The sequence below is a fragment of the Streptomyces sp. NPDC006687 genome, from assembly GCF_040636215.1.
GTDB lineage: Bacteria > Actinomycetota > Actinomycetes > Streptomycetales > Streptomycetaceae > Streptomyces.
Window position 1 is genome coordinate 180,725 of the sequence record NZ_JBEYJJ010000005.1, and the last position, 23,141, is coordinate 203,865.

21 protein-coding genes and 1 tRNA gene are annotated in these 23,141 nt (G+C 71.3%); 10 read left to right on the plus strand and 12 right to left on the minus strand.

Translation table 11 applies throughout. The features are described 5' to 3' along the window. Nucleotides 1–2: 2 nt before the first annotated feature. The 3 genes from ABZ716_RS08720 to ABZ716_RS08730 are packed head-to-tail and all read left to right on the plus strand — an operon-like array spanning nt 3 to nt 3,504. The gene (locus ABZ716_RS08720; RefSeq protein ID WP_358957651.1) at nt 3–1,820 is read left to right on the plus strand and encodes a branched-chain amino acid ABC transporter permease; all 1,818 of its coding nucleotides are present in this window, start codon (nt 3–5) and stop codon (nt 1,818–1,820) included. A gap of 2 nt (nt 1,821–1,822) precedes the next feature. Continuing rightward, the gene (locus ABZ716_RS08725; RefSeq protein ID WP_358957653.1) at nt 1,823–2,791 is read left to right on the plus strand and encodes an ABC transporter ATP-binding protein; all 969 of its coding nucleotides are present in this window, start codon (nt 1,823–1,825) and stop codon (nt 2,789–2,791) included. After that, entirely contained in the window at nt 2,788–3,504 is a 717-nt protein-coding gene (locus tag ABZ716_RS08730) for an ABC transporter ATP-binding protein (protein WP_355965622.1), read from the plus strand. The genes ABZ716_RS08725 and ABZ716_RS08730 overlap by 4 nt, the downstream gene beginning before the upstream one ends. Before the next feature lie 70 nt (nt 3,505–3,574). On the opposite strand, the gene ABZ716_RS08735 is transcribed toward ABZ716_RS08730, so the two are convergent. Then, nucleotides 3,575–4,231, minus strand: a complete 657-nt coding sequence (locus tag ABZ716_RS08735) for a response regulator (protein WP_351883404.1) — start codon at nt 4,229–4,231, stop codon at nt 3,575–3,577. A 99-nt stretch (nt 4,232–4,330) separates the two neighbouring features. Here ABZ716_RS08735 and ABZ716_RS08740 point away from each other — a divergent pair. Further along, nucleotides 4,331–4,405 (plus strand) — tRNA-Leu (locus ABZ716_RS08740). Nucleotides 4,406–4,516: 111 nt separating this feature from the next. Continuing rightward, nucleotides 4,517–5,251: a transcriptional regulator gene (locus ABZ716_RS08745; RefSeq protein WP_358957656.1), complete on the plus strand. Its 735-nt coding sequence runs from the start codon at nt 4,517–4,519 to the stop codon at nt 5,249–5,251. A 6-nt stretch (nt 5,252–5,257) separates the two neighbouring features. Here ABZ716_RS08745 and ABZ716_RS08750 read toward each other — a convergent pair whose 3' ends face one another. Further along, complete coding sequence (locus ABZ716_RS08750) at nt 5,258–5,743, minus strand: GNAT family N-acetyltransferase (protein ID WP_358957658.1); 486 nt, start codon at nt 5,741–5,743, stop codon at nt 5,258–5,260. Between the two features lie 53 nt (nt 5,744–5,796). Here ABZ716_RS08750 and ABZ716_RS08755 point away from each other — a divergent pair, with 53 nt between their 5' ends. Both ABZ716_RS08755 and ABZ716_RS08760 read left to right on the plus strand, forming a co-directional pair. Beyond that, nucleotides 5,797–6,462, plus strand: coding sequence for a MerR family transcriptional regulator (locus ABZ716_RS08755; protein WP_358957661.1), 666 nt, complete (start codon nt 5,797–5,799; stop codon nt 6,460–6,462). Nucleotides 6,463–6,589: 127 nt separating this feature from the next. Beyond that, nucleotides 6,590–7,687: a serine hydrolase domain-containing protein gene (locus tag ABZ716_RS08760; RefSeq protein ID WP_358957797.1), complete on the plus strand. Its 1,098-nt coding sequence runs from the start codon at nt 6,590–6,592 to the stop codon at nt 7,685–7,687. A gap of 73 nt (nt 7,688–7,760) precedes the next feature. Here ABZ716_RS08760 and pyk read toward each other — a convergent pair whose 3' ends face one another. Together pyk and ABZ716_RS08770 are read right to left on the minus strand one after the other, a co-directional pair. Continuing rightward, the gene (pyk, locus tag ABZ716_RS08765; protein ID WP_358811889.1) at nt 7,761–9,188 is read right to left on the minus strand and encodes a pyruvate kinase; all 1,428 of its coding nucleotides are present in this window, start codon (nt 9,186–9,188) and stop codon (nt 7,761–7,763) included. 156 nt (nt 9,189–9,344) lie between these two features. Further along, nucleotides 9,345–10,070, minus strand: a complete 726-nt coding sequence (locus ABZ716_RS08770) for an SIMPL domain-containing protein (RefSeq protein ID WP_358811890.1) — start codon at nt 10,068–10,070, stop codon at nt 9,345–9,347. 153 nt (nt 10,071–10,223) lie between these two features. Here ABZ716_RS08770 and ABZ716_RS08775 point away from each other — a divergent pair, with 153 nt between their 5' ends. Further along, the gene (locus ABZ716_RS08775; RefSeq protein WP_358811891.1) at nt 10,224–12,032 is read left to right on the plus strand and encodes a 5'-nucleotidase C-terminal domain-containing protein; all 1,809 of its coding nucleotides are present in this window, start codon (nt 10,224–10,226) and stop codon (nt 12,030–12,032) included. Between the two features lie 57 nt (nt 12,033–12,089). Here the strand turns inward: ABZ716_RS08775 and ABZ716_RS08780 are convergent, their stop codons facing one another. Both ABZ716_RS08780 and ABZ716_RS08785 read right to left on the minus strand, forming a co-directional pair. Next, entirely contained in the window at nt 12,090–13,499 is a 1,410-nt protein-coding gene (locus ABZ716_RS08780; protein ID WP_358957664.1) for a SidA/IucD/PvdA family monooxygenase, read from the minus strand. After that, nucleotides 13,496–14,887, minus strand: coding sequence for an aminotransferase class V-fold PLP-dependent enzyme (locus ABZ716_RS08785; protein ID WP_358957666.1), 1,392 nt, complete (start codon nt 14,885–14,887; stop codon nt 13,496–13,498). Before ABZ716_RS08785 ends, ABZ716_RS08780 begins: the two co-directional genes overlap by 4 nt. Nucleotides 14,888–15,345: 458 nt before the next feature. Between ABZ716_RS08785 and ABZ716_RS08790 the strand changes: the two genes are divergently transcribed. Next, nucleotides 15,346–15,624: a hypothetical protein gene (locus ABZ716_RS08790; RefSeq protein ID WP_358957668.1), complete on the plus strand. Its 279-nt coding sequence runs from the start codon at nt 15,346–15,348 to the stop codon at nt 15,622–15,624. Here ABZ716_RS08790 and pepN read toward each other — a convergent pair. The 4 genes from pepN to ABZ716_RS08810 form a co-directional block, all read right to left on the minus strand. After that, nucleotides 15,621–18,155, minus strand: coding sequence for an aminopeptidase N (gene pepN / locus ABZ716_RS08795; protein ID WP_358957671.1), 2,535 nt, complete (start codon nt 18,153–18,155; stop codon nt 15,621–15,623). The two genes, ABZ716_RS08790 and pepN, sit on opposite strands and share 4 nt — an antisense overlap. 84 nt (nt 18,156–18,239) lie before the next feature. Next, nucleotides 18,240–18,584, minus strand: coding sequence for a chorismate mutase (locus ABZ716_RS08800; RefSeq protein WP_351883380.1), 345 nt, complete (start codon nt 18,582–18,584; stop codon nt 18,240–18,242). A 70-nt stretch (nt 18,585–18,654) separates the two neighbouring features. Beyond that, nucleotides 18,655–19,290 carry a response regulator transcription factor gene (locus ABZ716_RS08805; RefSeq protein WP_358957673.1) on the minus strand — a complete coding sequence of 212 codons (636 nt, stop codon included), beginning with the start codon at nt 19,288–19,290 and terminating at the stop codon, nt 18,655–18,657. A 186-nt stretch (nt 19,291–19,476) separates the two neighbouring features. Beyond that, nucleotides 19,477–20,295, minus strand: a complete 819-nt coding sequence (locus tag ABZ716_RS08810; RefSeq protein ID WP_358811897.1) for a serine protease — start codon at nt 20,293–20,295, stop codon at nt 19,477–19,479. 229 nt (nt 20,296–20,524) lie between these two features. Between ABZ716_RS08810 and ABZ716_RS08815 the strand changes: the two genes are divergently transcribed. Next, nucleotides 20,525–21,202 (plus strand): HAD family acid phosphatase, encoded by a 678-nt coding sequence (locus tag ABZ716_RS08815; protein ID WP_351883374.1) that lies wholly within the window; start codon nt 20,525–20,527, stop codon nt 21,200–21,202. A 122-nt stretch (nt 21,203–21,324) separates the two neighbouring features. Here the strand turns inward: ABZ716_RS08815 and ABZ716_RS08820 are convergent, their stop codons facing one another. Both ABZ716_RS08820 and ABZ716_RS08825 read right to left on the minus strand, forming a co-directional pair. Then, nucleotides 21,325–22,233 carry an SDR family oxidoreductase gene (locus ABZ716_RS08820; RefSeq protein WP_358957675.1) on the minus strand — a complete coding sequence of 303 codons (909 nt, stop codon included), beginning with the start codon at nt 22,231–22,233 and terminating at the stop codon, nt 21,325–21,327. Between the two features lie 104 nt (nt 22,234–22,337). Further along, a complete protein-coding gene (locus ABZ716_RS08825) occupies nt 22,338–23,114 on the minus strand; it encodes an SDR family oxidoreductase (protein ID WP_358957678.1) in 777 nt (258 codons plus the stop codon). Nucleotides 23,115–23,141: the final 27 nt, after the last annotated feature.

A 23,141-nucleotide genomic window follows, 5' to 3' on the forward strand; every position in this document is an offset into this window, starting at 1 on the left:
ACATGACGACCACCACCACCGACACCATCCAGCAGACCACGGCCACCCGCCGCGCCGGCATCTCCTTCCCCGAGAAGACCGCCCGCGCCCTCGCCACCGCCGGCGGCGCCCTCACCGTCGTCTCCTGCTTCCTCGCCTGGACCTGGACCTCCGCCTTCCCCGGCGACCTCACCGTCTACGGATACCCCGGCGGCCTCCAGTGGCTCGTCCTCGTCGGCGGCGCCCTCACCACCCTCTTCGGCCTCGCCTCCTACGGGATCAAGGGCCTGCGCTGGACCGCCCCCGCCGGAACCGACGCCGCCATCAAGCTCTGCGCCCTCGGCACCCTGCTCACCGTGGCCTACACCGCCTGGGCGATCAGCAACGCCCTCGGCGGCCTCGTCAACCTCGAACCCGGCGGCATCGTCGCCATCGTCACCGCACTCGCCGCCTACCTCGGCGCCCGCTCCCTCCCCTTCGAGCGCCCCGCCACCGAACCCGCGGACCCCGAAGACACCTGGTGGGAGCAGACCAAGCACAACATCGCCAACAGCTGGGCCGTCACCAAGGCCGCCCACGCCAGCGGCACCCCCAAGCCGGCCCGCGTCCTCCCGGCCTACGCCGAGATCCTCCTCATCGCGGCCGTCCTCGCCGTCACCCTGGGCATCTTCACCTACGGCGTCACCACCCCCTACCAGGAACTCTTCATCGGCTTCCTGATCACCGCCGGCTTCGGCTTCGGCGCGCTCAACAAGGCCGGCCTGGTCGCCCGCTTCACCGCACTCACCGCCAAGCACCGCAACGTCGCCCTCGTCGGCGCCTTCGCCGCGGCCGCCGCCTTCCCCCTCACCCAGACCGACGACCAGTACGCGACCCTCGGCGTCAACATCCTCATCTTCGCCACCGTCGCCCTCGGCCTGAACATCGTCGTCGGCCTCACCGGCCTCCTCGACCTCGGCTACGTCGCCTTCCTCGGCGTCGGCGCCTACACCGCAGCCCTCGTCTCCGGCTCCCCCAACTCCCCCTTCGGAGTCCACCTCCCCTTCTGGGCCGCCATCCTCCTGGGCGCCGCCGCATCCATGGTCTTCGGCGTCCTCATCGGAGCCCCGACCCTGCGCCTGCGCGGCGACTACCTCGCCATCGTCACCCTGGGCTTCGGAGAGATCTTCCGCATCTCGATGAACAACCTCGACGGCGTCTCCGGCCCCGACCTCACCAACGGCCCCAACGGAATCGCCGGCGTCCCCAACGTCAACCTCTTCGGATTCGACTTCGGCGCCAACCACGATTTCCTCGGATTCACCGTCGGCCGCTTCGCCAACTACTTCCTGCTGATGCTCCTGGTCACCCTCATCGTGATCATGGTCTTCCGCCGCAGCGCCGAATCCCGTATCGGCCGCGCCTGGGTCGCCATCCGCGAAGACGAGACCGCCGCCGAAGCCATGGGCATCAACGGCTTCCGCGTCAAGCTCATCGCCTTCGCCCTCGGCGCCACCCTCGCCGGCCTCGCCGGCGCCGTACAGGCCCACGTGAACTACACCGTCACCCCGGACCAGTACGTCTTCGCCAACGCCGTCCCCCCGAACTCCGCCTTCCTCCTCGCCGCCGTCGTCCTCGGCGGCATGGGCACCATCTCCGGCCCCCTCGTCGGCGGCGCCCTCCTCTTCATGATCCCCAACAAGCTCCAGTTCCTCGGCGAATACCAGCTCCTCGTCTTCGGCATCGCACTCGTCATCCTCATGCGCCTGCGCCCCGAGGGCCTCATCCCCAACCGCCGCAACCAGCTCGAGCTCCACCAGGACCTCGAAGCGCCGACAGTCCTCAGCAAGGCAGGGGCCTGACCATGACGACGACCACCACGACGACGACCACCGAAACGGTCCTCGACGCACGAGGCGTCACCATGCGCTTCGGCGGCCTCACCGCCGTCAAGAACGTCGACCTCACTGTCAACAGCGGCGAGATCGTCGGCCTCATCGGCCCCAACGGCGCCGGCAAGACCACCTTCTTCAACTGCCTCACCGGCCTCTATATCCCCACCGAGGGCGAAGTCCGGTACAAGGGCACGGTCCTGCCCCCCAAGTCCTTCAAGGTCACCGCGGCCGGCATCGCCCGCACCTTCCAGAACATCCGTCTCTTCAACAACATGACGGTCCTGGAAAACGTCCTCGTCGGACGCCACACCCGCACCAAAGAAGGACTCTGGTCCGCCCTCCTGCGCCTCCCCAGCTTCGGCCGCGAGGAACAGGCCAGCCGCGACAAGGCCATGGAACTCCTCGCCTTCATCGGGTTGGACCACAAGGCCGACCACCTCGCGCGCAACCTGCCCTACGGCGAACAGCGCAAGCTCGAAATCGCCCGCGCCCTCGCCAGCGACCCCGGCCTCATCCTCCTCGACGAGCCCACCGCCGGCATGAACCCCCAGGAGACCCGGGCCGCCGAAGAACTCATCTTCGCCATCCGGGACAAGGGCATCGCCGTCCTCGTCATCGAGCACGACATGCGCTTCATCTTCAACCTCTGCGACCGCGTCGCCTGCCTCGTCCAGGGCGAAAAGCTCATCGAAGGCACCGCCACCGAAGTCCAGAGCGACGAACGCGTCGTCGCCGCCTACCTCGGCGAACCCTTCGAAGGCGCCCCCGGCGCAGAAGAAGCAGCCGAAGCCGAAGCCGCCGAAGCCCACGCCGAAGCCGCCGAGACCGAAGCCGAGGCCGAAAACGAGGCCGAAACCGAGGCCGCCGAAGCGGAAGCCGCCGAGGCCGAGCCCGAGGCGCACAGCACCACCAGCACGGACGGAGAAGAAGCCAAGTGACCGCACTCCTGGAGGTCGAAGACCTCCGCGTCGCCTACGGCAAGATCGAAGCCGTCAAAGGCATCTCCTTCACCGTCGAAGAAGGCCAGATCGTCACCCTCATCGGCACCAACGGCGCCGGCAAGACGACCACCCTGCGCACCCTCTCCGGACTGATCAAGCCCAAGGGCGGCCAGGTCAAGTTCCAGGGCAAGTCCCTCAAGAAGGTCCCCGCACACCACATCGTCTCGCTCGGCCTCGCCCACTCCCCCGAGGGCCGGCACATCTTCCCCCGCATGAGCATCGAGGACAACCTCCTCCTCGGCGCCTTCCTGCGCAGCGACAAAGAAGGCATCCAGAAGGACGTCCAGCGCGCCTACGACCTCTTCCCCATCCTGGGAGAACGACGGAAGCAGGCCGCCGGCACCCTCTCCGGCGGCGAACAGCAGATGCTCGCCATGGGCCGCGCGCTCATGTCCCAGCCCAAGCTGCTCATGCTGGACGAGCCCTCCATGGGCCTCTCCCCGCTGATGATGCAGAAGATCATGGCGACCATCGCCGAGCTCAAGGCGTCCGGCACCACCATCCTGCTGGTCGAGCAGAACGCCCAGGCCGCGCTCTCGCTCGCCGACCAGGGCCACGTCATGGAGATCGGCAAGATCGTCCTGACCGGCCCCGGCCGCGAGCTCCTCGTCAACGAGGACGTCCGCAAGGCGTACCTCGGCGAGGACTGACCGCCGCCCCCCTGAAACCCGTGTGGCCCGCCTCCCCTCGGGGGGAGACGGGCCACACGCGTACCCGGCCCTACTTGCCGGCGGCGTTCTGCTTCTTCTCCTCGGCGTCCTCGATGACCGCCTCGGCCACCTGCTGCATGGACATACGACGGTCCATGGACGTCTTCTGGATCCACCGGAACGCGGCCGGCTCGCTCAGCCCGTACTGGGTCTGCAGGATGCTCTTCGCCCGGTCCACCAGCTTGCGCGTCTCCAGCCGCGCCGAGAGGTCCGCGACCTCCTTCTCCAGCGCCTTCAGCTCCGCGAACCGGGACACGGCCATCTCGATGGCCGGAACCACGTCGCTCTTGCTGAACGGCTTCACCAGGTACGCCATGGCCCCGGCGTCCCGCGCCCGCTCGACCAGGTCGCGCTGCGAGAAGGCGGTGAGCATCAGGACCGGGGCGATGGACTCCCCGGCGATCTTCTCGGCGGCGGAGATCCCGTCGAGGACGGGCATCTTCACATCGAGGATGACCAGGTCGGGGCGGTGCTCCCGCGCGAGCTCGACGGCCGTCTGCCCGTCGCCGGCCTCGCCGACCACGGAGTACCCCTCCTCTTCGAGCATCTCTTTGAGATCAAGACGGATGAGCGCCTCGTCCTCGGCGATGACGACACGGGTCGTCAGCGGCGGAACGTGCGACTGGTCGGCGTCGGGCGTGGGCGTCGACTCGTGCTCGGCGGTCACGGAGGCTCCTCTTTGCGGGGCATAACAAGCTCCCCCGAGCCTACCCACCTGCGGTAAGGTGGACCCGCAGCGGGTCGGTCCTCACCTTCGATTCCGCGGGCCCCGGTAGCCCAATTGGCAGCAGGCAGTGGATTCAAAACCCACACAGTGTCGGTTCGAGTCCGACCCGGGGCACTTTTCCTTCCTTTCCAAGGTCACAAGATATCTGCGCGGCCTTCACCCCTTTTAGGGACACCCCGCCCAATTGCGCCGCATGCACGAATTCCGGACGCCAGTGTCGGCCGCATGTACGACCTCCCCACGCGTAAGCGCGCCCTCACTTTGCTCGCCGAGGGGCGCAGCCTGAACTCCGTCAGCTGGGAAACCGGGATATCCCGGGCAGCCATCCGCTCCTGGCAGGCCCGCATCGACCCGCTTCCCCGCCTCAACCAGTTCGCACCCTGCTCCCGTCCGACTGACGGGGCCGCCTACGCGTATCTGCTCGGGCTCTACCTCGGCGACGGCTGCATCAGTGAGCACCCGCGGGGCGGGCACTACCTGCGCGTCTTCTGTGCCGACGCTTGGCCCGGCCTCATCCAGCAGTGCCGCAGCGCGATCCTGGCGGTGCGGCCGACGGACAGCGTCTCCGTGGTGCAGCGCCAGGGGTGTGTCGCCGTCACCAGCTACGGGCGCCACTGGACGTGCCTGTTCCCCCAGCACGCGCCCGGCAGGAAGCACGAGCGCCGCATCGCCCTCGAACCCTGGCAGCAGGAGATCGTCGACGCGCACCCCTGGGAGTTCATACGGGGGCTCATCCATTCCGACGGGTGCCGGATCACCAACTGGACCGTGCGGAACGGGAAGCGGTACGAGTACCCGCGGTACTTCTTCACCAACAAGTCCGACGACATCATCCGCCTGTTCACACGCACCCTGGACGGCGTCGGCGTCCAGTGGAAGCAGGCGAACGCACGCAACGTGTCCATCGCCCGGAAGGGTTCCGTCGCGCTCATGGACGCCCACGTCGGGCCGAAGTACTGACGCCCGTCAGCGGTCCAGGGCGTAGACGGTGCAGGGGCGGTCGAGGACGGTGTCCTCGCGGAGGGGGGTGAAGCCGAGGCGTTCGGCGACGGCGGTCGAGGCCGTGTTGCCGTGGTGGATCATGGCGGTGATCCGGTTCAGGCCCAGGGGGCCGAAGCCCCAGGCGAGGACGGCTCGGGCCGCCTCCGTGGCGTAGCCGTGGCCCCAGTGGGGGCGGGCGAAGGTCCAGCCGATCTCGGTTTCGCCGAACTGTTCCCACCAGTTGAGGCCGCTGCGTCCGATCGTCTCGCCGGTGGTGCGGAGTTCGACGGCGCAGAGGCCGTGGCCGCGTTCGGTCCACTGTCGCTGTATGTCGTGCAGGCGTGCTTCGGCCTGGGCGTGGGTGTAGCCGCCGACGTAGCGGTTGACCTCTTCGTCGGCGTGGAGGCGTACCCACCAGTCGGTGTCGTCGGGGGTGAGGGGGCGCAGGCGGAGGCGTTCGGTGGTGATCATGGGCTGAAATCTAGCCTTGAGTCTCCAGTGGGTGGAGACCTGAGGGTGGGTGCATGGACGGCGTGGCGGATCTGTTGTCGATCGGGGAGCTGGCTCGGAGGTCGGGGCTGGCGGTGCGGACCGTTCGGTTCTACTCCGATGAGGGGATCGTCGTGCCGGCCGGTCGTAGTCGTGCCGGGTACCGGTTGTACGACGTCGGGGCGTTGGTGCGTCTGGAGTTGGTGCGGACGTTGCGTGAGCTGGGTGTGGATCTGCCGACGGTGCGTCGGGTGCTGGATCGGGAGTTGTCGGTGGCTGAGGTGGCTGCTGTGCAGGCTGATGCGGTGGAGATTCAGATCCGGGTGTTGCGGTGGCGTCGGGCGGTGTTGCGGGTGGTGGCCGGGTGTGGTTCGGGTTCTGAGGAGGTCGGGTTGATGCAGAAGGTGACGCGGTGGTCGGCGTGGGAGCGTCGGCGGTTGGTGGATGCGCTGGTGGAGGGGGCGGAGGAGTCGGTGGCGGCGATGGTGCGGGTGGCTGCGCCGGATCTGCCGGAGGATCCGTCGGCGGGGCAGGTGGCGGCGTGGGTGGAGTTGGTGGAGCTGATGGGTGATGAGGAGTTCGGGGTGGTGTTCCGGCGGGGTCCGGGGGTGGAGGGGCCGGTGGATCCGCGGGTGGAGCGGTATTGGCGGTTGGTGTGGGCGGTGAACGGGTGGGAGGTGGTTCCGGGGCTGGTGCCTTAGGGGGGTTTGCCCCACCTGGGGTCGGTGGGTAGCGGGATGCCGTGCGTGGGCGGGTGCGGGGGATGGTGGGGAGCACGGTGTTCCTGCGATGGCTGGGGGTTGGCCCATGGGTGTGGTGGCGAGGCGGATGGTGGCTGCGGTGGCGGTCGGGGTGGTGGCGTTGGGGGTGGCTGGGCAGCCGGTGGCGTTTGCCGCGGGTCGGCCGGATGCGGTGCAGCGGGGGCTGGACGGGTTGGTGCGGGAGGGTGGGGTGCCGGGGGCGTTGGCGTCCGTGTCGGATGGGGAGGGGCGTTCGCGGTCGTATACGGCTGGGGTGGGTGATCTGGCGTCGGGGGCGGCGGTGCCTGGGGATGGGCAGGTGCGGATCGGGAGCAATACGAAGGTGTTCACCGCTGTGGTGGTGTTGCAGTTGGTGGGTGAGGGGCGGCTGGGGCTGGATGACCGGGTGGAGGAGTATCTGCCGGGTGTGGTGCGGGGGGGCGGGTTCGACGGGCGGACCGTCACGGTGCGGCAGCTGCTCCAGCACACGAGTGGGATTCCGGACTATGAGGCTGAGGTGGAGGAGGCGATCACGCAGGGGCGGTACATGGAGCCGCGGGAGTTGCTGGAGATCGCGTTCAGGCATGGGGCGACGTCGCGTGACGGGAAGACGTTCCACTACAGCAATACGAATTACGTGCTGGCGGGGCTGATCGTGGAGAAGGTGGCGCGGCGGCCGTTGGCGGAGGAGATCGACCGGCGGGTGGTGCGGCGGCTGGGGTTGCGGCACACGTATTTTCCGGCGCCGCGTGATCGCACGATCCGTGAGGCGCATCCGCACGCCTATCACCAGGAGGGGGCTGGTGGCCGGCTGCGGGATGTGACGGAGATCGATCCGTCGGCGGCGTGGGCGGCGGGTCAGATGGTGTCGACGAACTCGGATATGAACCGGTTCTTCACCGCGTTGCTGGGGGGGCGGTTGCTGCGGGCGGAGCAGCAGGAGGCGATGGTGACGACGGTGCCGATCGGTGATTCGGGTGCGGGGTACGGGTTGGGGTTGATGAGGCGGCCGTTGTCGTGTGGTGGGGTGTATTGGGGGCACGGTGGTGACATCACGGGGTTCGAGACGCGGGGTGGGGTGACGTCGGGGGGTCGTGCGGTGAGTGTCGCGGTGACGACGGATCCGGCGGATTACGCGGTGACGCAGCGGTTGGAGGGGTTGGTGGATCGGGTGTTGTGCGGGTGAGTGGGTGAGGGGTGGGTGTGCGTACGCCGCCGGGGCTGGGCTCCGGCGGCGCTTTCGTGTGTGGGGGGGTGTGTCAGTGGACGGGGTCGCCGATGTGGTGGATGCGGACGAGGTTGGTCTTGCCGGTGACGCCGGGGGGTGAGCCGGCGGTGATGACGACGATGTCGCCGGGGTGGCAGCGTCCGATGCGCAGGAGTTGTTCTTCGACTTGGGCGACCATGGCGTCGGTGGAGTCGACGTGGGGGCCGAGGAAGGTTTCGACGCCCCAGGTGAGGTTGAGCTGGGAGCGGGTGGCGGGGTCGGGGGTGAAGGCGAGGAGGGGGATGGGTGAGCGGTAGCGGGAGAGGCGGCGGACGGTGTCTCCGCTCTGGGTGAAGGCGACGAGGTATTTGGCGTCGAGGAAGTCGCCCATTTCGGCGGCGGCGCGGGCGACGGCGCCGCCTTGGGTGCGGGGTTTGTTGCGGTCGGTGAGGGGTGGGAGGCCCTTGGCGAGGATGTCTTCTTCGGCGGCTTCGACGATGCGGGCCATGGTGCGGACGGTTTCGACGGGGTGTTTGCCGACGCTGGTTTCGCCGGAGAGCATGACGGCGTCGGTGCCGTCGATGACGGCGTTGGCGACGTCGGAGGCTTCGGCGCGGGTGGGCCGGGAGTTGTCGATCATCGAGTCGAGCATCTGGGTGGCGACGATGACCGGCTTGGCGTTGCGTTTGGCGAGTTTGATGGCGCGCTTTTGGACGATGGGGACTTGTTCCAGGGGCATTTCGACGCCGAGGTCGCCGCGGGCGACCATGATGCCGTCGAAGGCGGCGACGATGTCGTCGATGTTGTCGACGGCCTGGGGTTTTTCGATTTTGGCGATGACGGGGAGGCGGCGGCCTTCCTCGTCCATGATGCGGTGGACGTCTTCGATGTCGCGGCCGGTGCGGACGAAGGAGAGGGCGATGACGTCGGCGCCGGTGCGCAGGGCCCAGCGGAGGTCTTCGATGTCCTTGTCGGAGAGGGCGGGGACGGAGACGGCGACGCCGGGGAGGTTGAGGCCCTTGTGGTCGGAGACCATGCCGCCTTCGATGACGCGGGTGTGGACGCGGGGGCCGTCGATGGTGGTGACTTCGAGGGTGACGCGGCCGTCGTCGACGAGGATGCGTTCGCCGGGGGTGACGTCGTCGGCGAGGCCCTTGTAGGTGGTGCCGCAGGTGTGGCGGTCGCCTTCGTGGTCTTCGACGGTGATGGTGAACTCGTCTCCGCGTTCAAGGAGTACGGGTCCTTCGTGGAAGTGGCCGAGTCGGATCTTCGGGCCTTGAAGGTCGGCGAGGATGCCGACGCTGTGGCCGGTTTCGTCGGCGGCCTTGCGTACGTGGTGGTAGCGCTCCTCGTGTTCGGCGTAGGTGCCGTGGCTGAGGTTGAGGCGGGCGATGTCCATTCCGGCTTCGACCAGGGCTTTGATCTGGTCGTAGGTGTCGGTGGCGGGGCCCAGGGTACATACGATTTTCGCTCGGCGCATGGGGCGAGGGTATGCCCTACCGGGGGGTAGGACGTGTGGGTGGCGTGTCGGCTCAACAACCGTTGGGCAAAGGCTTGTTGACGTTTGTTGAATGTGCGTGGGGGTGCTCCGATGAGCACCCCCGACGGGTCATGGCTTCGGTGTTCTGTGCGGGTTTCAGAGCTGGGGCGGGGTCATGGTGAAGCGGGCGTTGACCTGGGCGGTGACGGTCTGCCGCTGGGGCTGGAGGTCGAGGGGCGGGGGGCTGTCGTCCTCGGCTCCGGCGAAGGCCATGGAGCGGTAGGCGCCGGCGGGGGCGGCCATGGCGAGGGGGGTGGCGTCCTCGGCGCCGAGGTCGGCGAGTTCGACGAGGGCGGCGAGGTCGGCGCCGAGGGCCTGGGCGTAGGCGCGGGCGCGTTGGACGGCTTCGAGGACGGCTTGGCGGCGGGCTTCGGCGTGGGCGGGTGAGGTGGGGCGCAGGGCCCACCAGGGGCCGTCGACGCGGGTGAGGTCGAGGTCGGCGAGGCGGGTGGTGAGTTCGCCGAGGGCGGTGAAGTCGCTGAGTTCGGCGGTGGTGTGGACGGTTCCCTGGTAGGAGCGGACGCGTTCGCCGCGGCCGTGGCGGCCTAGTTCGGGGGTGATGGAGAAGGCGCCGGTTTCGAGTTTTTCGACGGGGTCGCCGTAGCTCTTGATGAGGTCGAGGACGGTGTTGTTGCGGCGGGTGAGGTCGTCGAGGGCGGTGCGGCGGTCGGTGCCGCGGGCGGTGACGGTGATGCCGATGCGGGCGATTTCGGGGTCGACTTCGAGGTGTGCTTCGCCTCGGACGGCGACGCGGGGGGCTTCGGGGGTGCCGTAGGGCGGGTGGGGGGTGGGCGGGGTGGGGTGCGTGGCGTCCTGGGTCATGGTTTCACTGTCGCACTGCGGGTCGTGGGCGTCTGGTCATCGGATCGAAACCTGGCCGGGGTGTTGCGTCTTGTTACCCATCGGTCAGAATCTACGCCCGTTGTCCATGCGCTTGACGCTGTACTGACATACGCCTGACGAGTGGGAGATGGCATGGGGTTCGACCGTAGGACGTTCATGGGGGCTTCGGCCGCGACCGGTGCGGCCGTGGCGCTGGCGGGGGCAACGGCTGCGCCGGCCGCCGCCGCCGTGCCGGGTGCCGAGGCGCCTTCGGCGAAGCAGCGGACGTACGCGTTCACCGTGATGGGGACGACGGATCTGCACGGGAACGTCTTCAACTGGGACTACTTCACGGACAAGGAGTTCGACGACAAGGCGCACAACGATGTGGGCCTGGCGAAGATCTCGACGCTGGTGGAGCAGGTGCGGGCGCAGAAGGGCCGGTGCAACACCCTTCTGATCGACGCGGGTGACACCATCCAGGGCACGCAGCTGTCGTACTACTACGCGAAGGTCGACCCGATCACCGCGCGGCGTGGTCCGGTGCATCCGATGGCGCAGGCGATGAACGCGATCGGCTATGACGCGGCGGCGCTGGGCAACCACGAGTTCAACTACGGCATTCCGGTGCTGCGGAAGTTCGAGGAGCAGTGCCGCTTCCCGCTGCTGGGGGCGAACGCGCTGGACGCGAAGACGCTGAAGCCGGCGTTCGCCCCGTACAGCATGCACCGGCTGCGGACCCCGCACGGGCGGGACGTGAAGGTGGCGGTGCTGGGGCTGACCAACCCGGGTATCGCGATCTGGGACAAGGCGAACGTGCAGGGGAAGATGACGTTCCCGGGTCTGGAGGAGCAGGCGGCCAAGTACGTGCCGCGGCTGCGGTCGATGGGCGCGGACGTGGTGATCGTGGCGGCGCACTCGGGGTCGAGCGGTACCTCCTCCTACGGGGACCAGCTGCCGTACATCGAGAACGCGGCGGCTCTGGTGGCGGAGCAGGTGCCGGGTATCGACGCGATCCTGGTCGGCCATGCCCACACGGAGATCCCGGAGTACCGGGTGAAGAACAAGGCGACGGGCAAGGACGTGGTGCTGTCGGAGCCGCTGAAGTGGGGGCAGCGGCTGACGCTGTTCGACTTCGAGCTGGCCTGGGAGCGGGGCCGCTGGTCGGTGGCGAAGGTGTCGGCGAAGGTGCTGAACTCCAACACGGCCGTGGAGGACCCGAAGATCACGGGTCTGCTGTCGGACGAGCACCGCAAGGTGGTGGCGTACGTCAACCAGGTGATCGGTACCTCGAAGGAGGCGATGAGCTCGGCGGACGGTCCGGTGAAGGACGTGCCGATCATCGATCTGATCAACCACGTGCAGGCGGAGACGGTGAAGGCGGCTCTGGCGGGTACGCAGTGGGCGGCGCTGCCGGTGCTGTCGCAGGCGTCCTGTTTCTCGCGGACCGCGGCGATCCCCGCGGGCCAGGTGACGATCAAGGACGCGGCGGGTCTGTACCCGTTCGAGAACACCCTGGAGGCGCGTGTGCTGACGGGTGCGCAGCTGAAGGACTACCTGGAGTACTCGGCGAAGTACTACGTGCGGACGGCGCCGGGTGGCGTGGTGGACCCGGCGAAGATCACGAACGCGGAGGCCACTCCGGACTACAACTACGACGCCGTCTACGGGCTGTCGTACGACATAGACATCGCCGAGCCGGCGGGTTCGCGGATCTCGGGGCTGTCCTTCCAGGGCAAGCCGGTGGACCCGGCGGCGCGGTTCGTGCTGGCGGTGAACAACTACCGGGCTTCGGGCGGCGGCAACTTCCCGCACGTGCCGCAGGCGCAGCAGGTGTGGGCGAACTCGGAGGAGATCCGTAACACGATCATCCAGTGGGTGAAGGCGAAGGGGACGATCGACCCGGCGCAGTTCGCCTCGGTGGACTGGCGGCTGACGCGGGCCGGGGTGCCGGTCTTCTAGGGGCGCCGTGTGGTGGGGGCCGGGATCCGCTGGGGCGGGTTCCGGCCCTGTGTGCGTTCAGGGGTGGTCGACGAGCGGGAGGAGGCCGGCGGAGGGGCGGGGGCGGGTGTGCTCGCGCTGTTCCAGGCCGAAGGTGGTGAAGGCGGTGCGGTCGGGCTGGGGGTAGGGGGCCTTGCCGGTGAGGGTGTTGAGGATGGCGGCGCTGCGCCAGGCGGTGAGGCCGAGGTCGGGGGCGCCGACGCCGTGGGTGTGGCGTTCGCCGTTCTGGACGAAGACGGTTCCGCTGACGGAGGGGTCGAGGACCATGCGGTGGCGGTCGTCGATGCGGGGGCGGCCGCAGGAGTCCTTGCGCATGTAGGGGTCGAGGCCGGCGAAGAGGCTGGTGAGGGGCCTGTCCCGGTAGCCGGTGGCGAGGACGACGGCGTCGGTGGTGAGGCGGGAGCGGGTGCCCTGCTGAGTGTGTTCGAGGTGGAGTTCGACCTTGGTGGTGGCGACGCGGCCGGCGGTGCGGACGGTGACTCCGGGGGTGAGGACGGTGTCGGGCCAGCCGCCGTGCAGGGTGCGGCGGTAGAGCTCCTCGTGGATGGCGGCGATGGTGGTCGCGTCGATGCCCTTGTGGAGCTGCCACTGGGCCGGCAGGAGGCGGTCGCGGACGGGTTCGGGCAGGGAGTGGAAGTAGCGGGTGTAGTCGGGGGTGAAGTGTTCCAGGCCGAGCTTGGAGTACTCCATGGGGGCGAAGGAGGGGGTGCGGGCGAGCCAGGTGAGGCGTTCGCGGCCGGCGGGGCGGGCGCGCAGGAGGTCGAGGAAGACCTCGGCTCCGGACTGGCCCGAGCCGATGACGGTGACGTGTTCGGCGCCGAGGATGCGGTCGCGGTGGTCGAGGTAGTCGGCGGAGTGGATGACGGGGACGGTGGGGGCGTCGGCGAGGGGGCGCAGGGCTTCGGGGACGTGGGGGGCGGTGCCGATGCCGAGGGCGAGGTTGCGGGTGTAGGTGCGGCCGAGGGCTTCGGCTTCTCCGTCGGCGTCGAGCTGGGTGTAGTCGACTTCGAAGAGGTCGCGTTCGGGGTTCCAGCGGACGGCGTCGACCTGGTGGCCGAAGTGGAGTCCGGGCAGGCGGCCGGCGACCCAGCGGCAGTAGGCGTCGTATTCGGCGCGCTGGATGTGGAACTGCTCGGCGAAGTAGAAGGGGAAGAGCCGTTCCTTGTGTTTGAGGTAGTTGAGGAAGGTCCAGGGGCTGGCGGGGTCGGCGAGGGTGACGAGGTCGGCGAGGAAGGGGACTTGGAGGGTGGCTCCGTCGATGAGGAGTCCGGGGTGCCAGCGGAAGTCGCGGCGCTGGTCGTAGAAGGCGGTGGCGAGGCGGTCGGAGCCTTGGGCGGGCAGGCCGTGGCTGAGGGCGGCGAGGGAGAGGTTGGCGGGGCCGATGCCGATTCCGACGAGGTCGTGGGGTGCATCGTGCTGGGCGGTCATCGGTGGGTTCTGCCTTCCAGGTGGGTGATGAGGGTGTGCAGGTCTCCGGCCGTGGTGTGGGGGTTGAGGAGGGTGGCCTTGAGCCAGAGGCGGCCGTCGGCGGTGGCGCGGCCGAGGACGGCGGTGCCGTCGTGGAGGAGGGTGCGGCGCAGGGTGGCGATGTCGTCGTCGTCCGCGGGGGTGGGGCGGAAGAGGACGGTGGTGATGGTGGGGCGGGCGTGGAGTTCGAAGCCGGGGTGGGCGTCGAGGAGGTCGGCGAGGTGCTGGGCGGTGGCGCAGGTGCGGTCGATGAGGTGGGCGAGGCCGTCGCGGCCGAGGGAGCGGAGGGTGGCGGCGATTTTGACGGCGTCGGGGCGGCGGGTGGTGCGCAGGGAGCGGCCGAGGAGGTCGGGGAGGCCGGCGTGGGTGTCGTCGGGGGCGTTGAGGTAGTCGGCCTGGTGGGCGAGGGGGGTGAGCAGCTGGGTGTCGGGGACGGCGAGGAGGCCGGCGGCGACGGGTTGCCAGCCGAGTTTGTGCAGGTCGAGGGTGAGGGAGTGGGCGCGGTCGAGGCCGGTGAGCTGGGGGCGGTGGCGGGGGCTGAAGGTGAGGGTTCCGCCGTAGGCGGCGTCGATGTGGAGTTCGGCGCCGTGCTGGTCGCAGAGGTCGGCGAGGGCGGGGAGGGGGTCGATGAGGCCGGCGTCGGTGGTGCCGGCGGTGGCGGTGACGAGGACGGGGCCGGGGGTGCGGGCCAGGGCCGCGTCGAGGGTGGCGGGGTCGAGGGTGCCGGTGGGGGTGGGGAGGGTGAGGGTGGGGGGCAGGCCGAGGAGCCAGGCGGCGCGGGGGATGGAGTGGTGGGCGTTGGCTCCGTGGATGACGGTGAGGTGGGGGCCGTGGCGTTCGCGGGCGAGGAGGAGGGCGAGCTGGTTGGCTTCGGTGCCGCCGGTGGTGAGGAGGGCGTCGGGGTGGGGGGTGGGGTAGAGCTCGGCGGCGAGGGTGGCGGTGAGGCGTTCTTCGACGGCGGAGGCGGCGGGGGCCTGGTCCCAGGAGTCGAGGCTGGGGTTGAGGGCGCTGACGGCGAGGTCGGCGGCTGCGGCGACGGCGAGTGGGGGGCAGTGCAGGTGGGCGGCGCAGAGGGGGTCGGCGGGGTCGGCGGCGCCTGCGGTGAGGGTGTGGACGAGGGTGGTGAGGGCTTCGTGGTCGCCGGTGCCGTGGGCGGGCAGGACGTCGCCCAGTGCGGTGCGGACGCGGGCGGCGGTGGTGTCGGGGCCGCCGGCGGGGAGGGGGCCGCCGCGGGCGGCGGCTCCGGTGCGCAGGGCGGCCAGGACGGTGTCGAGGAGGGGCCGCAGGGCGTCGGCTCCGCCGTGTCCGCCGGCGAGCGGGGGCGCGGGCGGGTGCGTGGGCGCGGTCATGGGGGCCTCCGTGGCTGGGCGGGGGGGGTCCGCGGGCCTGGGGGCGTCTGTTCGGTGGCCGAGGCCGGGCGGGACACCCGGCCGGTACAACGATCAGACCCGAACGGGGTAACCGCCGGAATGCGGTGAGGGTGGTTTCGGGCCGGCCGGCCGGTACCGGGTGCGGGGCGGGGACGGTCGGCGGCGGCCCGGCCGGCGGCGTGGTGTTGGCCGGCGCCGACGTCCGTGGGGCGGCCGGAGGTCCCTTCGGTGCCGGGGGTGACGGACCCTTCCCCGTGCCGTCGGGTGCGCCGTCGGTGTCCCCGTCCGCGCCGCCGTCGCGGTCCCCCGGGCACAACGCCCCGCCGTCGTCCGGTGCTCCGGACTCCCCCGGCGCCTCCCCTTCCTCCGCCCGGCCCACGGACGGGGGGAATCCGCAGCCGTCGGCGAGTGCGCCGCAGCAGCCCCAGCCTCCGGCGGTGGTGATCCGGCAGCCGGGCAGCGGTGGCACGCTGCGGCGCGGGTGCGATGAGGACTTCGCCGGTTCGGCGCGGACCCGGCCCGGTGACCGGGCCGTCACCGGGCCGCAGTACACGGTGTGGCAGCTGAAGGCGGTGGGGGCGGGCCCGTCGGGCAGCTTCCTGGTGCCGCTGCTGCCCGACGGGACGTGTCCGCTGGTGTTCACGGCGGCCGGTCCGGGCAGCGGCCTGACGGCCGGTGCCCGGGTGCCGGTGCGGATCGCCGGCTGGGTCCGCTAGTCGGCCCGGACGGCCTGGGCGGCGCGGACCCGCAGGGTGCGGGCGAGGTCGTCGAGCTGGTCGACGAGGGCGCGGCGCAGCATCGGGATGATCTCGGGGTCCTCCAGGGCGGTGTAGCCGGCCTGGAGGTGGGTCTGGTCCGCGTGGTGGGCGGGGAAGGCCCAGCGGCCGGCGGCCTGCCCGATGGCGGGGCCGCGGCGGGCTCCGAGGGCGATGGCGTCGGGGTAGTAGCGGGTGACGTATTCCTCGACGAGGGCGCTCTGTTCGGGCTGCCAGAAGCCCTGGGCGGTGGCGGTGAACAGGTAGTTGGACAGGGTGTCGTCGTGGAAGAGGCGCTGCCAGGCGGCGGCCTTGGCCTCCGCGGTGGGCAGGGCGGCGCGGCAGCGGGCGGCGCCCTGCTGGCCGGTGGCGCTGGGGTCGGCGGCGAGGGCTGCGTCGATGGCGTCCTCGTCGGCGGCGCCGAGGACGGCGAGGCGGGCCAGGATGCGCCAGCGCAGTTCCGGGTCGAGTTCGGGGCCGCCGGAGACGGCGCCGTCGGCGAGCCAGGCGGCGAGGGTGTCGGGCTGGGTGGCGCTGTCGATGAAGGCGCGCAGGGCGGCGAGGCGCAGTCCGGGGTCGGTGCCGTCCTCGGTGCGGCGCAGCAGGTCGCGGGTGATGGCGGTGAGGGTGGTGAGGGCGCTGGTGCGGTCGGCGGGGGCGGTGTAGAGGTCGGCGACGTGGTGGCGGGCGAAGGCGAGGACGCCCTGGACGATGGCGAGGTCGCTCTCGTCGGGCAGGTGGGCCTCGGCGGTGGTGAGGTAGTCGGCGGGGTCGAGTTCGCCGTCGCGGACCATGTCGCGCAGCGAGCCCCAGACGACGGCGCGGGTGAGGGGGTCGGGGATGCGGGAGAGGCCGCGCAGGACGGTTTCGAGGGAGGTGTCGTCCAGGCGGACCTTGGCGTAGCTGAGGTCGCCGTCGTTGAGGACGAGGAGGTCGGGCCGGGGGCCGCCGACGGAGAGGACCTCGTCGCTGGGGACGTCGAGGTCGAGGAGGGCGGTGCGTTCGAGGAGGCCGTCGGGGGTGCGGGCGTAGGTGCCGGCGGTGATGCGGTGGGGGCGGCTGCCGCGGCGGTCGACGGTGAGGGTCCAGCCGCCGGGGCCGCCTCCGGTGCCGGCGTCCTGGATGTGGGGGGTGAGGGTGTCGATGCCGGTGGTGCGCAGCCAGATGTCGGCCCAGGCGTGGACGTCGCGGTCGGTGTGGGCGGCGAGGGAGTCCACGAAGTCGGCGAGGGTGGCGTTGGCGAACTTGTGGCGGGCGAAGTGGGTGTTGATGCCGGCGAGGAAGTCCTTCTCGCCGAGCCAGGCGACGAGCTGGCGCAGGGCGGAGGCGCCCTTGGCGTAGGAGATGCCGTCGAAGTTGAGGAGGGCGGAGGCGGTGTCGGGGACGTCGTCGGGGCCGGGGGCGACGGGGTGGGTGGAGGGGCGCTGGTCGGCGGCGTAGCCCCAGGGCTTGCGTTCCATGCCGAACTCGGTCCAGGTGCCGGTGAAGCGGGTGGCTTCGGTGAGGGTCTGGTAGCCCATGTACTCGGCGAAGGACTCGTTGAGCCAGATGTCGTCGAACCAGGCGAGGGTGACGAGGTCGCCGAACCACATGTGGGCCATCTCATGGGCGATGACCATGGCGCGGCGCTGGCGTTCGGTGTCGGTGACGGCGGAGCGGAAGACGAACTCGTCGCGGAAGGTGACCAGGCCCGGGTTCTCCATGGCGCCGGCGTTGAACTCGGGGACGAACGCCTGGTCGTAGGAGTCGAAGGGGTAGGGCTCGGTGAACTTCTCGTGGTAGCGGTCGTAGCAGGCGGTGGTGACGGAAAGGATCTCGTCGGCGTCGGCGTCGAGGTGGGGGGCGAGGGACTGGCGGCAGTGGATGCCGAAGGGGAGTCCGGCGTGTTCGGTGGTGATGCTGTGCCAGGGCCCGGCGGCGACGGCGGCGAGGTAGGTGGAGATGACGGGGGTGGGGGCGGAGGTCCAGATGCCGGCGCCGTCGCTCGCGCGGTCGCCGGTACGGGTGGTGGTGCCGTTGGCGAGGACGGTCCAGTGGGCGGGGGCGGTGACGGTGAACTGGAAGACGGCCTTGAGGTCGGGCTGGTCGAAGGCGGGGAAGACGCGCTGGACGTCGTCCATGAACATCTGGGTGTAGACGTACGTCTCGCCGTCGGCGGGGTCGGTGAAGCGGTGGAGGCCCTCGCCGGTGCGGGAGTAGCGCATCCGGGTGTCGAGGCGCAGCTCGTGGGGGCCTTCGGTGAGGCCGGTGAGGGGGAGGCGGTTTCCGGTGAGGGCGGCGGGGTCGAGGGGGTGGCCGTCGAGCGTGGCGGAGCGCAGTTCTTCCGGCTTCAGCTCGATGAAGGTGTCCGCGGGGGTGCGGGCGCTGAAGCGGATGACGGTGGTGGAGTCGAAGGTCTCGTCGCCGGTGGTGAGGTCGAGGGTGACGGCGTAGTGGTGGACGTCGAGGATCTGGGCTCGGAGCTGCGCTTCGGCGCGCGTCAGTGCGGACATGGGGCCATGCTGCCGGATGGGCGGGCCCGGTCCTAGGGGGTTCCGGTGGCCGGGGCGGGGCGGCGGCCGCCCCGGCGTGGAAGGTCAGTCCTCGCCGGCGGCGATGGTCTCGTGGTGGCGGATGACCTCGGCGATGATGAAGTTGAGGAGCTTCTCGGCGAAGGCCGGGTCGAGCTTGGCGTTCTCGGCGAGCTGGCGCAGGCGGGCGATCTGCCGGGACTCGCGGCCGGGGTCGGCGGGGGGCAGGTGGTGGCGCGCCTTGAGGTGGCCGACCTGCTGGGTGCATTTGAAGCGTTCGGCGAGCATGTGGACCACGGCCGCGTCGATGTTGTCGATGCTGTCGCGCAGGCGGGCCAGTTCGGCGGTGACGTTCTCGTCGATCGCGGCGGGGTCGGTGCCGCTGTCGCGGTCGCTGGTGTTCATGGTCATCGAGAATACGGTGCGGTCGCGCGCGCCACCCCCGGTATGTCGGTGGGTGAGACGGGGCGTGGGGCGGGGTTCAGGCGGGGGTGGCGGCGAGGCCGGTCTCCCAGGCCCAGGCGGCGATCTCGACGCGGTTGCGGGCGGTGAGCTTGGCCTGGACGGCGGTGAGGTGGTTCCTGACGGCGGGCAGGGGGAGGTCCAGTGCGGCGCCGATCTCGGTGTCGGTCAGCCCGCGGGCGAGGCAGCGTACGAGGTCCTGTTCGCGGGCGGTGAGCGGCGGGGCGGGGTGGCGGCCGGCCATGCGGGGGGCGAGTTCGCGCAGCAGGCGGACGGTGGGGGCGGGCGAGACGAGGGCGTCCCCGGCGGCCGCGGCCCGTACGGCTTCGACGAGGGCGGCGGGGCCGGCGTCCTGGAGGAGGAAGCCGCAGGCGCCGCCGTGGAGTGCGGCGTGGACGTAGGGGTCGAGGGCGGAGGCGGTGACGAGGACGACGCGCGGGCTGTCCTCGGCGGAGAGGCGGCGGGTGACGTCGAGGGCGTCCGGTCCGGGCGTGCGCAGGCCCAGGAGGAGGACGTCGGGGCGGTGGGCGGCGACGGCGGCGAGGGCGGTGTGTCCGTCGGCGAGGACCTCGATGCCGGGCCGGTGGTCGAGGGTCGTCCGGAAGCCGGTCCTGACGGCGTCCTGGCCGTCGGCGATGACCACGCTGATCGTCATGCGCTGCCTGCCCCGCTGTCGCCCGGTCCCGGTGTCCCCGTCCCATGGGACCCGGGGGCGCGGCGGCCCGCAACCGGGCGGCCGCGGGGCTCGCCCTTCCGGCCGGTTCGGGTCCGGCCGGAAGGGCGAGGTGCGCGGGGTGGGGGGTGCCGGGGCCGGCCCGGGGGGTACGGGCCGGCGGCGCGGTTACAGGCCGGCGGCGGCGTTGCGGATGTCGGCGGCGAAGGTGGAGACCTCGGAGTAGACCCCGGGGTATCCGGCGCGGGCGCAGCCCTCGCCCCAGCTGACGATGCCGACCTGGATCCAGGCGTTGGTGTCGTCGCGGCGGAACATGGGGCCGCCGGAGTCGCCCTGGCAGGTGTCGGTGCCACCCTGGTCGTAGCCGGCGCAGATCTCGTCGGAGGGGACGAGGGAGCTGCCGTAGGCGGCCTGGCAGGCGGCGTCGGAGACGAAGGGGACGGTGGCCTTGAGGAGGTAGCGCTGCTGGGATCCGCCTTCGCGGGCGGCGCCCCAGCCGGCGATGGTGAAGGTGCCGTTGTCGTACGCCTTGGTGTCGGCGATCTTCAGGGTGGGGAGGTTGACGGGCTTGGCGAGCTTGATGAGGGCCCAGTCCTTGCCCTGGCCGTTGTAGCCGGGGGCCTGGAGCACCTTGGTGGACTTGACCTTGATGGCGCTGCTGCTCTGGAGGTCGACGACGCCGGCGGTGGCGGTGATGGAGGTGTTGGCGCCGGATCCGTTCACGCAGTGGGCTGCGGTGAGGACGATCTGCTGGGTGTAGAGGGCGCCGCCGCAGCCCATGGAGAGGCGGACCATGAAGGGGAACTCGCCCTGGGCGGCGCGGGTGCCGCCGACCACGGGGGTGGGTGAGGCGCTGGCGCCGGTGGGCTGGAGGCTGACGGCGGCGAGGGCCACGGCGCCGACGGCGAGGCCGCGCTTGAGGACCTTGGTGAAGGTGGACACGGTCAACACACTGCCTTTCGTGGGGGGTTGGGCTGTGCGCGCCATCCGATGAATGACGGGTCCATGACACATCCGGGTCCGGGGCGGCATCAAGAAGGCGTTTTCGGACAATCCCCGCCCCGCCCATCCCCGCCCCGCGACGGGGATTCATCCGGCGGCCACGAAAAGTTTCCTACCGGCCAGTAGACATGCGGGGAGTTCTGGCCAACCCTGAGCACGTACATGCCAAGTCGTGAGCACGTACGCGCCAAGCCGTGACCGAGGAGCGCCCCCCATGCGCAGCACCCGCCGCACCCGCACGTCCCGCACCGCCGCCGCCACCGTGGCGGCCGCGGCCGCCGTGATGACCCTGCTGCCCGCCGGAGCCGCCGCCGCGGCCCCGGCGGCGGCGCCCGCCCCGGCCCCGGCAGCGGTCACCGCCTCCGCGCCGGGCGGCAACGCGGCCCTCCTCGGCATCGACTACGCCACCTGGCAGCGGGACGTGGCCGCCGTCGTCGACGCCGCCCGCCCGGCCATCGAGCAGCGGATCGCGGCCGCCCCGGCCGGCGAGAAGCCCGCGATCGTCCTGGACATCGACAACTCCTCCCTGGAGACGGACTTCCACTGGTTCTGGACGTTCCCGACCCCGGCGATCGAGAAGGTCCGCGCGCTGACCCAGTACGCGAACCAGCGCGGGGTCGCGATCTTCTTCGTCACCGCCCGCCCGGGGATCGTGTACTCCCTGACCGAGCGGAACCTCAAGGCGGTCGGCTACCCGGTGACCGGCCTGTACGTACGGGACCTGCCGGCGCTGTTCAGCCAGGTCAGCGCGTACAAGACGGCCAAGCGCGCCGAGATCGAGGCCAACGGCTACACGATCATCGCCAACATCGGGAACAACGACAGCGACCTGGTCGGCGGCCACGCCGAGCGCACCGTCAAGCTCCCCGACTACGGCGGCAAGCTTTCCTGACGAATCGTTACGCCGGAAGCGGTTCGAACGCCGGGTATGGCGGGTAGTCATATCCCATCGCACGAGTGCCGGGCCCGACCCCTCGCCAGGGGGCCGGGCCCGTCGCGTGACCGGCGGACGGCCTACTGGGCGCCGTACGCCGGGAGCTGCGGCCGCGCGGCGGCGAGGAGCCCGGCGGCGGCCTCGCCCGCCTCCGACGGGGTCCAGCGGGAGCCGCGCTCGGCGGTGGGGCCCGGCCGCCAGCCCTCCATCACCGTGATCCGGCCGCCCTCCGCCTCGAAGACCCGGCCCGTGACACCGGCGGACGCCTCGGAGCCCAGCCACACCACCAGTGGCGACACGTTCTCCGGGGCCATCGCGTCGAAGGCCCCCGCCGCCGGGGCGGCCATCGTCGCGGCGAAGGTCTCCTGCGTCATCCGCGTCCGCGCCGCCGGGGCGACCGCGTTGACCTGCACCCCGTACCGGCCCATCTCGGCCGCCGCCACGAGCGTCAGGCCGAGGATCCCCGCCTTGGCCGCGCTGTAGTTGCCCTGGCCCACCGAGCCCAGCAGTCCGGCCCCCGACGAGGTGTTGACGACCCGGGCCGCGACCGGCCGGCCGGCCTTCGCCTCGGCCCGCCACCAGGCGGCCGCCGCCCGCAGCGGCAGGAAGTGGCCCTTGAGGTGGACCCGCATCACCGCGTCCCAGTCCTCCTCCCCGAGGTTGACGAGCATCCGGTCCCGCAGGAACCCGGCGTTGTTGACCAGGGTGTCCAGCCGCCCGAAGGCGTCCAGGGCGCAGGCCACCAGCGAGTCGGCGCCCTCGCCGGTGGCGATGTCCCCGCCGTGGGCCACCGCCTCCCCGCCCAGGGCGCGGATCTCCTCCACCACCCGCGCGGCCGGGCTCCCGGGCCCGGGGAGCCCGTCGAGTCCCACCCCGAGGTCGTTGACGACCACCCGCGCCCCCTCCGCCGCGAAGGCCAGCGCGTGGGCCCGGCCCAGCCCCCGGCCCGCACCCGTCACGATGACCACGCGTCCGTCCGCGATGCCCATGCCCGCTCTCCCCATCCTCGAAGTCCTCGACGCCCTCGAAATCCGCGCCATCCGCAGCGTCCGTGCGGAAGCCCCTCGGCCGCCCGTTCCGGCGGCCCCGCCCCTCACCCCGTGCCGCCCGGCGGGCGGTTGGCCGTCGCCGCCGCGAGGAACGCCGGGCGCTCCCCGCCCCCGTGCACCAGCAGGCTCGCCCCGCTCACGTACGCCGCCCGGTCCGAGGCCAGGAACACCGCCGCCTCCCCCACGTCCGACGGCTCGGCCAGCCGGCCCAGCGGTACGGTGGCGGCCACCGCCGCGAGACCCTCGGCGTCCCCGTAGTGCAGGTGCGCCAGCTCGGTGCGGACCATCCCGAGCACCAGCGAGTTGACCCGTACCTCGGGCGCCCACTCCACTGCCATGGAGCGGGCCAGGTTCTCCAGCCCCGCCTTGGCCGCCCCGTACGCGGCCGTGCCCGGCGAGGGGCGGGTCCCGCTGACGCTGCCGATCATCACCACCGAGCCCCGGCTCTCCCGCAGCCACGGGTAGGCCGCGAGGGAGGCCGTCATCGGCGCCACGAGGTTGAGGGCGAGGACCCGCGCGTGCCGTTCGGCACCGCCCTCCCCCAGCGGCCGGTACGGGGTCCCGCCGGCGTTGTTCACCAGGCAGTCCAGCCGCCCGTACCGCCCCGCGACCCCGTCGAGGAACCCCTGGACGGCGTCCGGATCGCGCAGGTCCACGGGGGTGAAGGCGGCCTCCCGCCCGCCCCCGGCCACCGGCGCCCGCGGCGGGCGCCGGGCGCAGACGACGACCTCCGCCCCGGCCGCGAGGAACGAGCGGGCGATCCCGGCGCCGACGCCCCGCGTTCCGCCGGTGACGACCACGACCCTCCCCTTGAGCTCCATCGGCTGCTACCTTCCTCACCTAACAAA

What these genes read in the sequence shown, in the direction of transcription:
- ABZ716_RS08720 (WP_358957651.1), top strand. Translation starts at nt 3, where the DNA reads ATGACGACCACCACCACCGACACCATCCAGCAGACCACGGCCACCCGC.
- ABZ716_RS08725 (WP_358957653.1), top strand. Translation starts at nt 1,823, where the DNA reads ATGACGACGACCACCACGACGACGACCACCGAAACGGTCCTCGACGCA.
- ABZ716_RS08745 (WP_358957656.1), top strand. Translation starts at nt 4,517, where the DNA reads ATGTACGACCTCCCCACGCGTAAGCGCGCCCTCACTTTGCTCGCCGAG.
- ABZ716_RS08750 (WP_358957658.1), bottom strand. Translation starts at nt 5,743, where the DNA reads ATGATCACCACCGAACGCCTCCGCCTGCGCCCCCTCACCCCCGACGAC.
- ABZ716_RS08755 (WP_358957661.1), top strand. Translation starts at nt 5,797, where the DNA reads ATGGACGGCGTGGCGGATCTGTTGTCGATCGGGGAGCTGGCTCGGAGG.
- ABZ716_RS08760 (WP_358957797.1), top strand. Translation starts at nt 6,590, where the DNA reads ATGGTGGCTGCGGTGGCGGTCGGGGTGGTGGCGTTGGGGGTGGCTGGG.
- pyk (WP_358811889.1), bottom strand. Translation starts at nt 9,188, where the DNA reads ATGCGCCGAGCGAAAATCGTATGTACCCTGGGCCCCGCCACCGACACC.
- ABZ716_RS08770 (WP_358811890.1), bottom strand. Translation starts at nt 10,070, where the DNA reads ATGACCCAGGACGCCACGCACCCCACCCCGCCCACCCCCCACCCGCCC.
- ABZ716_RS08775 (WP_358811891.1), top strand. Translation starts at nt 10,224, where the DNA reads ATGGGGTTCGACCGTAGGACGTTCATGGGGGCTTCGGCCGCGACCGGT.
- ABZ716_RS08780 (WP_358957664.1), bottom strand. Translation starts at nt 13,499, where the DNA reads ATGACCGCCCAGCACGATGCACCCCACGACCTCGTCGGAATCGGCATC.
- ABZ716_RS08785 (WP_358957666.1), bottom strand. Translation starts at nt 14,887, where the DNA reads ATGACCGCGCCCACGCACCCGCCCGCGCCCCCGCTCGCCGGCGGACAC.
- pepN (WP_358957671.1), bottom strand. Translation starts at nt 18,155, where the DNA reads ATGTCCGCACTGACGCGCGCCGAAGCGCAGCTCCGAGCCCAGATCCTC.
- ABZ716_RS08800 (WP_351883380.1), bottom strand. Translation starts at nt 18,584, where the DNA reads ATGACCATGAACACCAGCGACCGCGACAGCGGCACCGACCCCGCCGCG.
- ABZ716_RS08805 (WP_358957673.1), bottom strand. Translation starts at nt 19,290, where the DNA reads ATGACGATCAGCGTGGTCATCGCCGACGGCCAGGACGCCGTCAGGACC.
- ABZ716_RS08810 (WP_358811897.1), bottom strand. Translation starts at nt 20,295, where the DNA reads ATGGCGCGCACAGCCCAACCCCCCACGAAAGGCAGTGTGTTGACCGTG.
- ABZ716_RS08815 (WP_351883374.1), top strand. Translation starts at nt 20,525, where the DNA reads ATGCGCAGCACCCGCCGCACCCGCACGTCCCGCACCGCCGCCGCCACC.
- ABZ716_RS08820 (WP_358957675.1), bottom strand. Translation starts at nt 22,233, where the DNA reads ATGGGCATCGCGGACGGACGCGTGGTCATCGTGACGGGTGCGGGCCGG.
- ABZ716_RS08825 (WP_358957678.1), bottom strand. Translation starts at nt 23,114, where the DNA reads ATGGAGCTCAAGGGGAGGGTCGTGGTCGTCACCGGCGGAACGCGGGGC.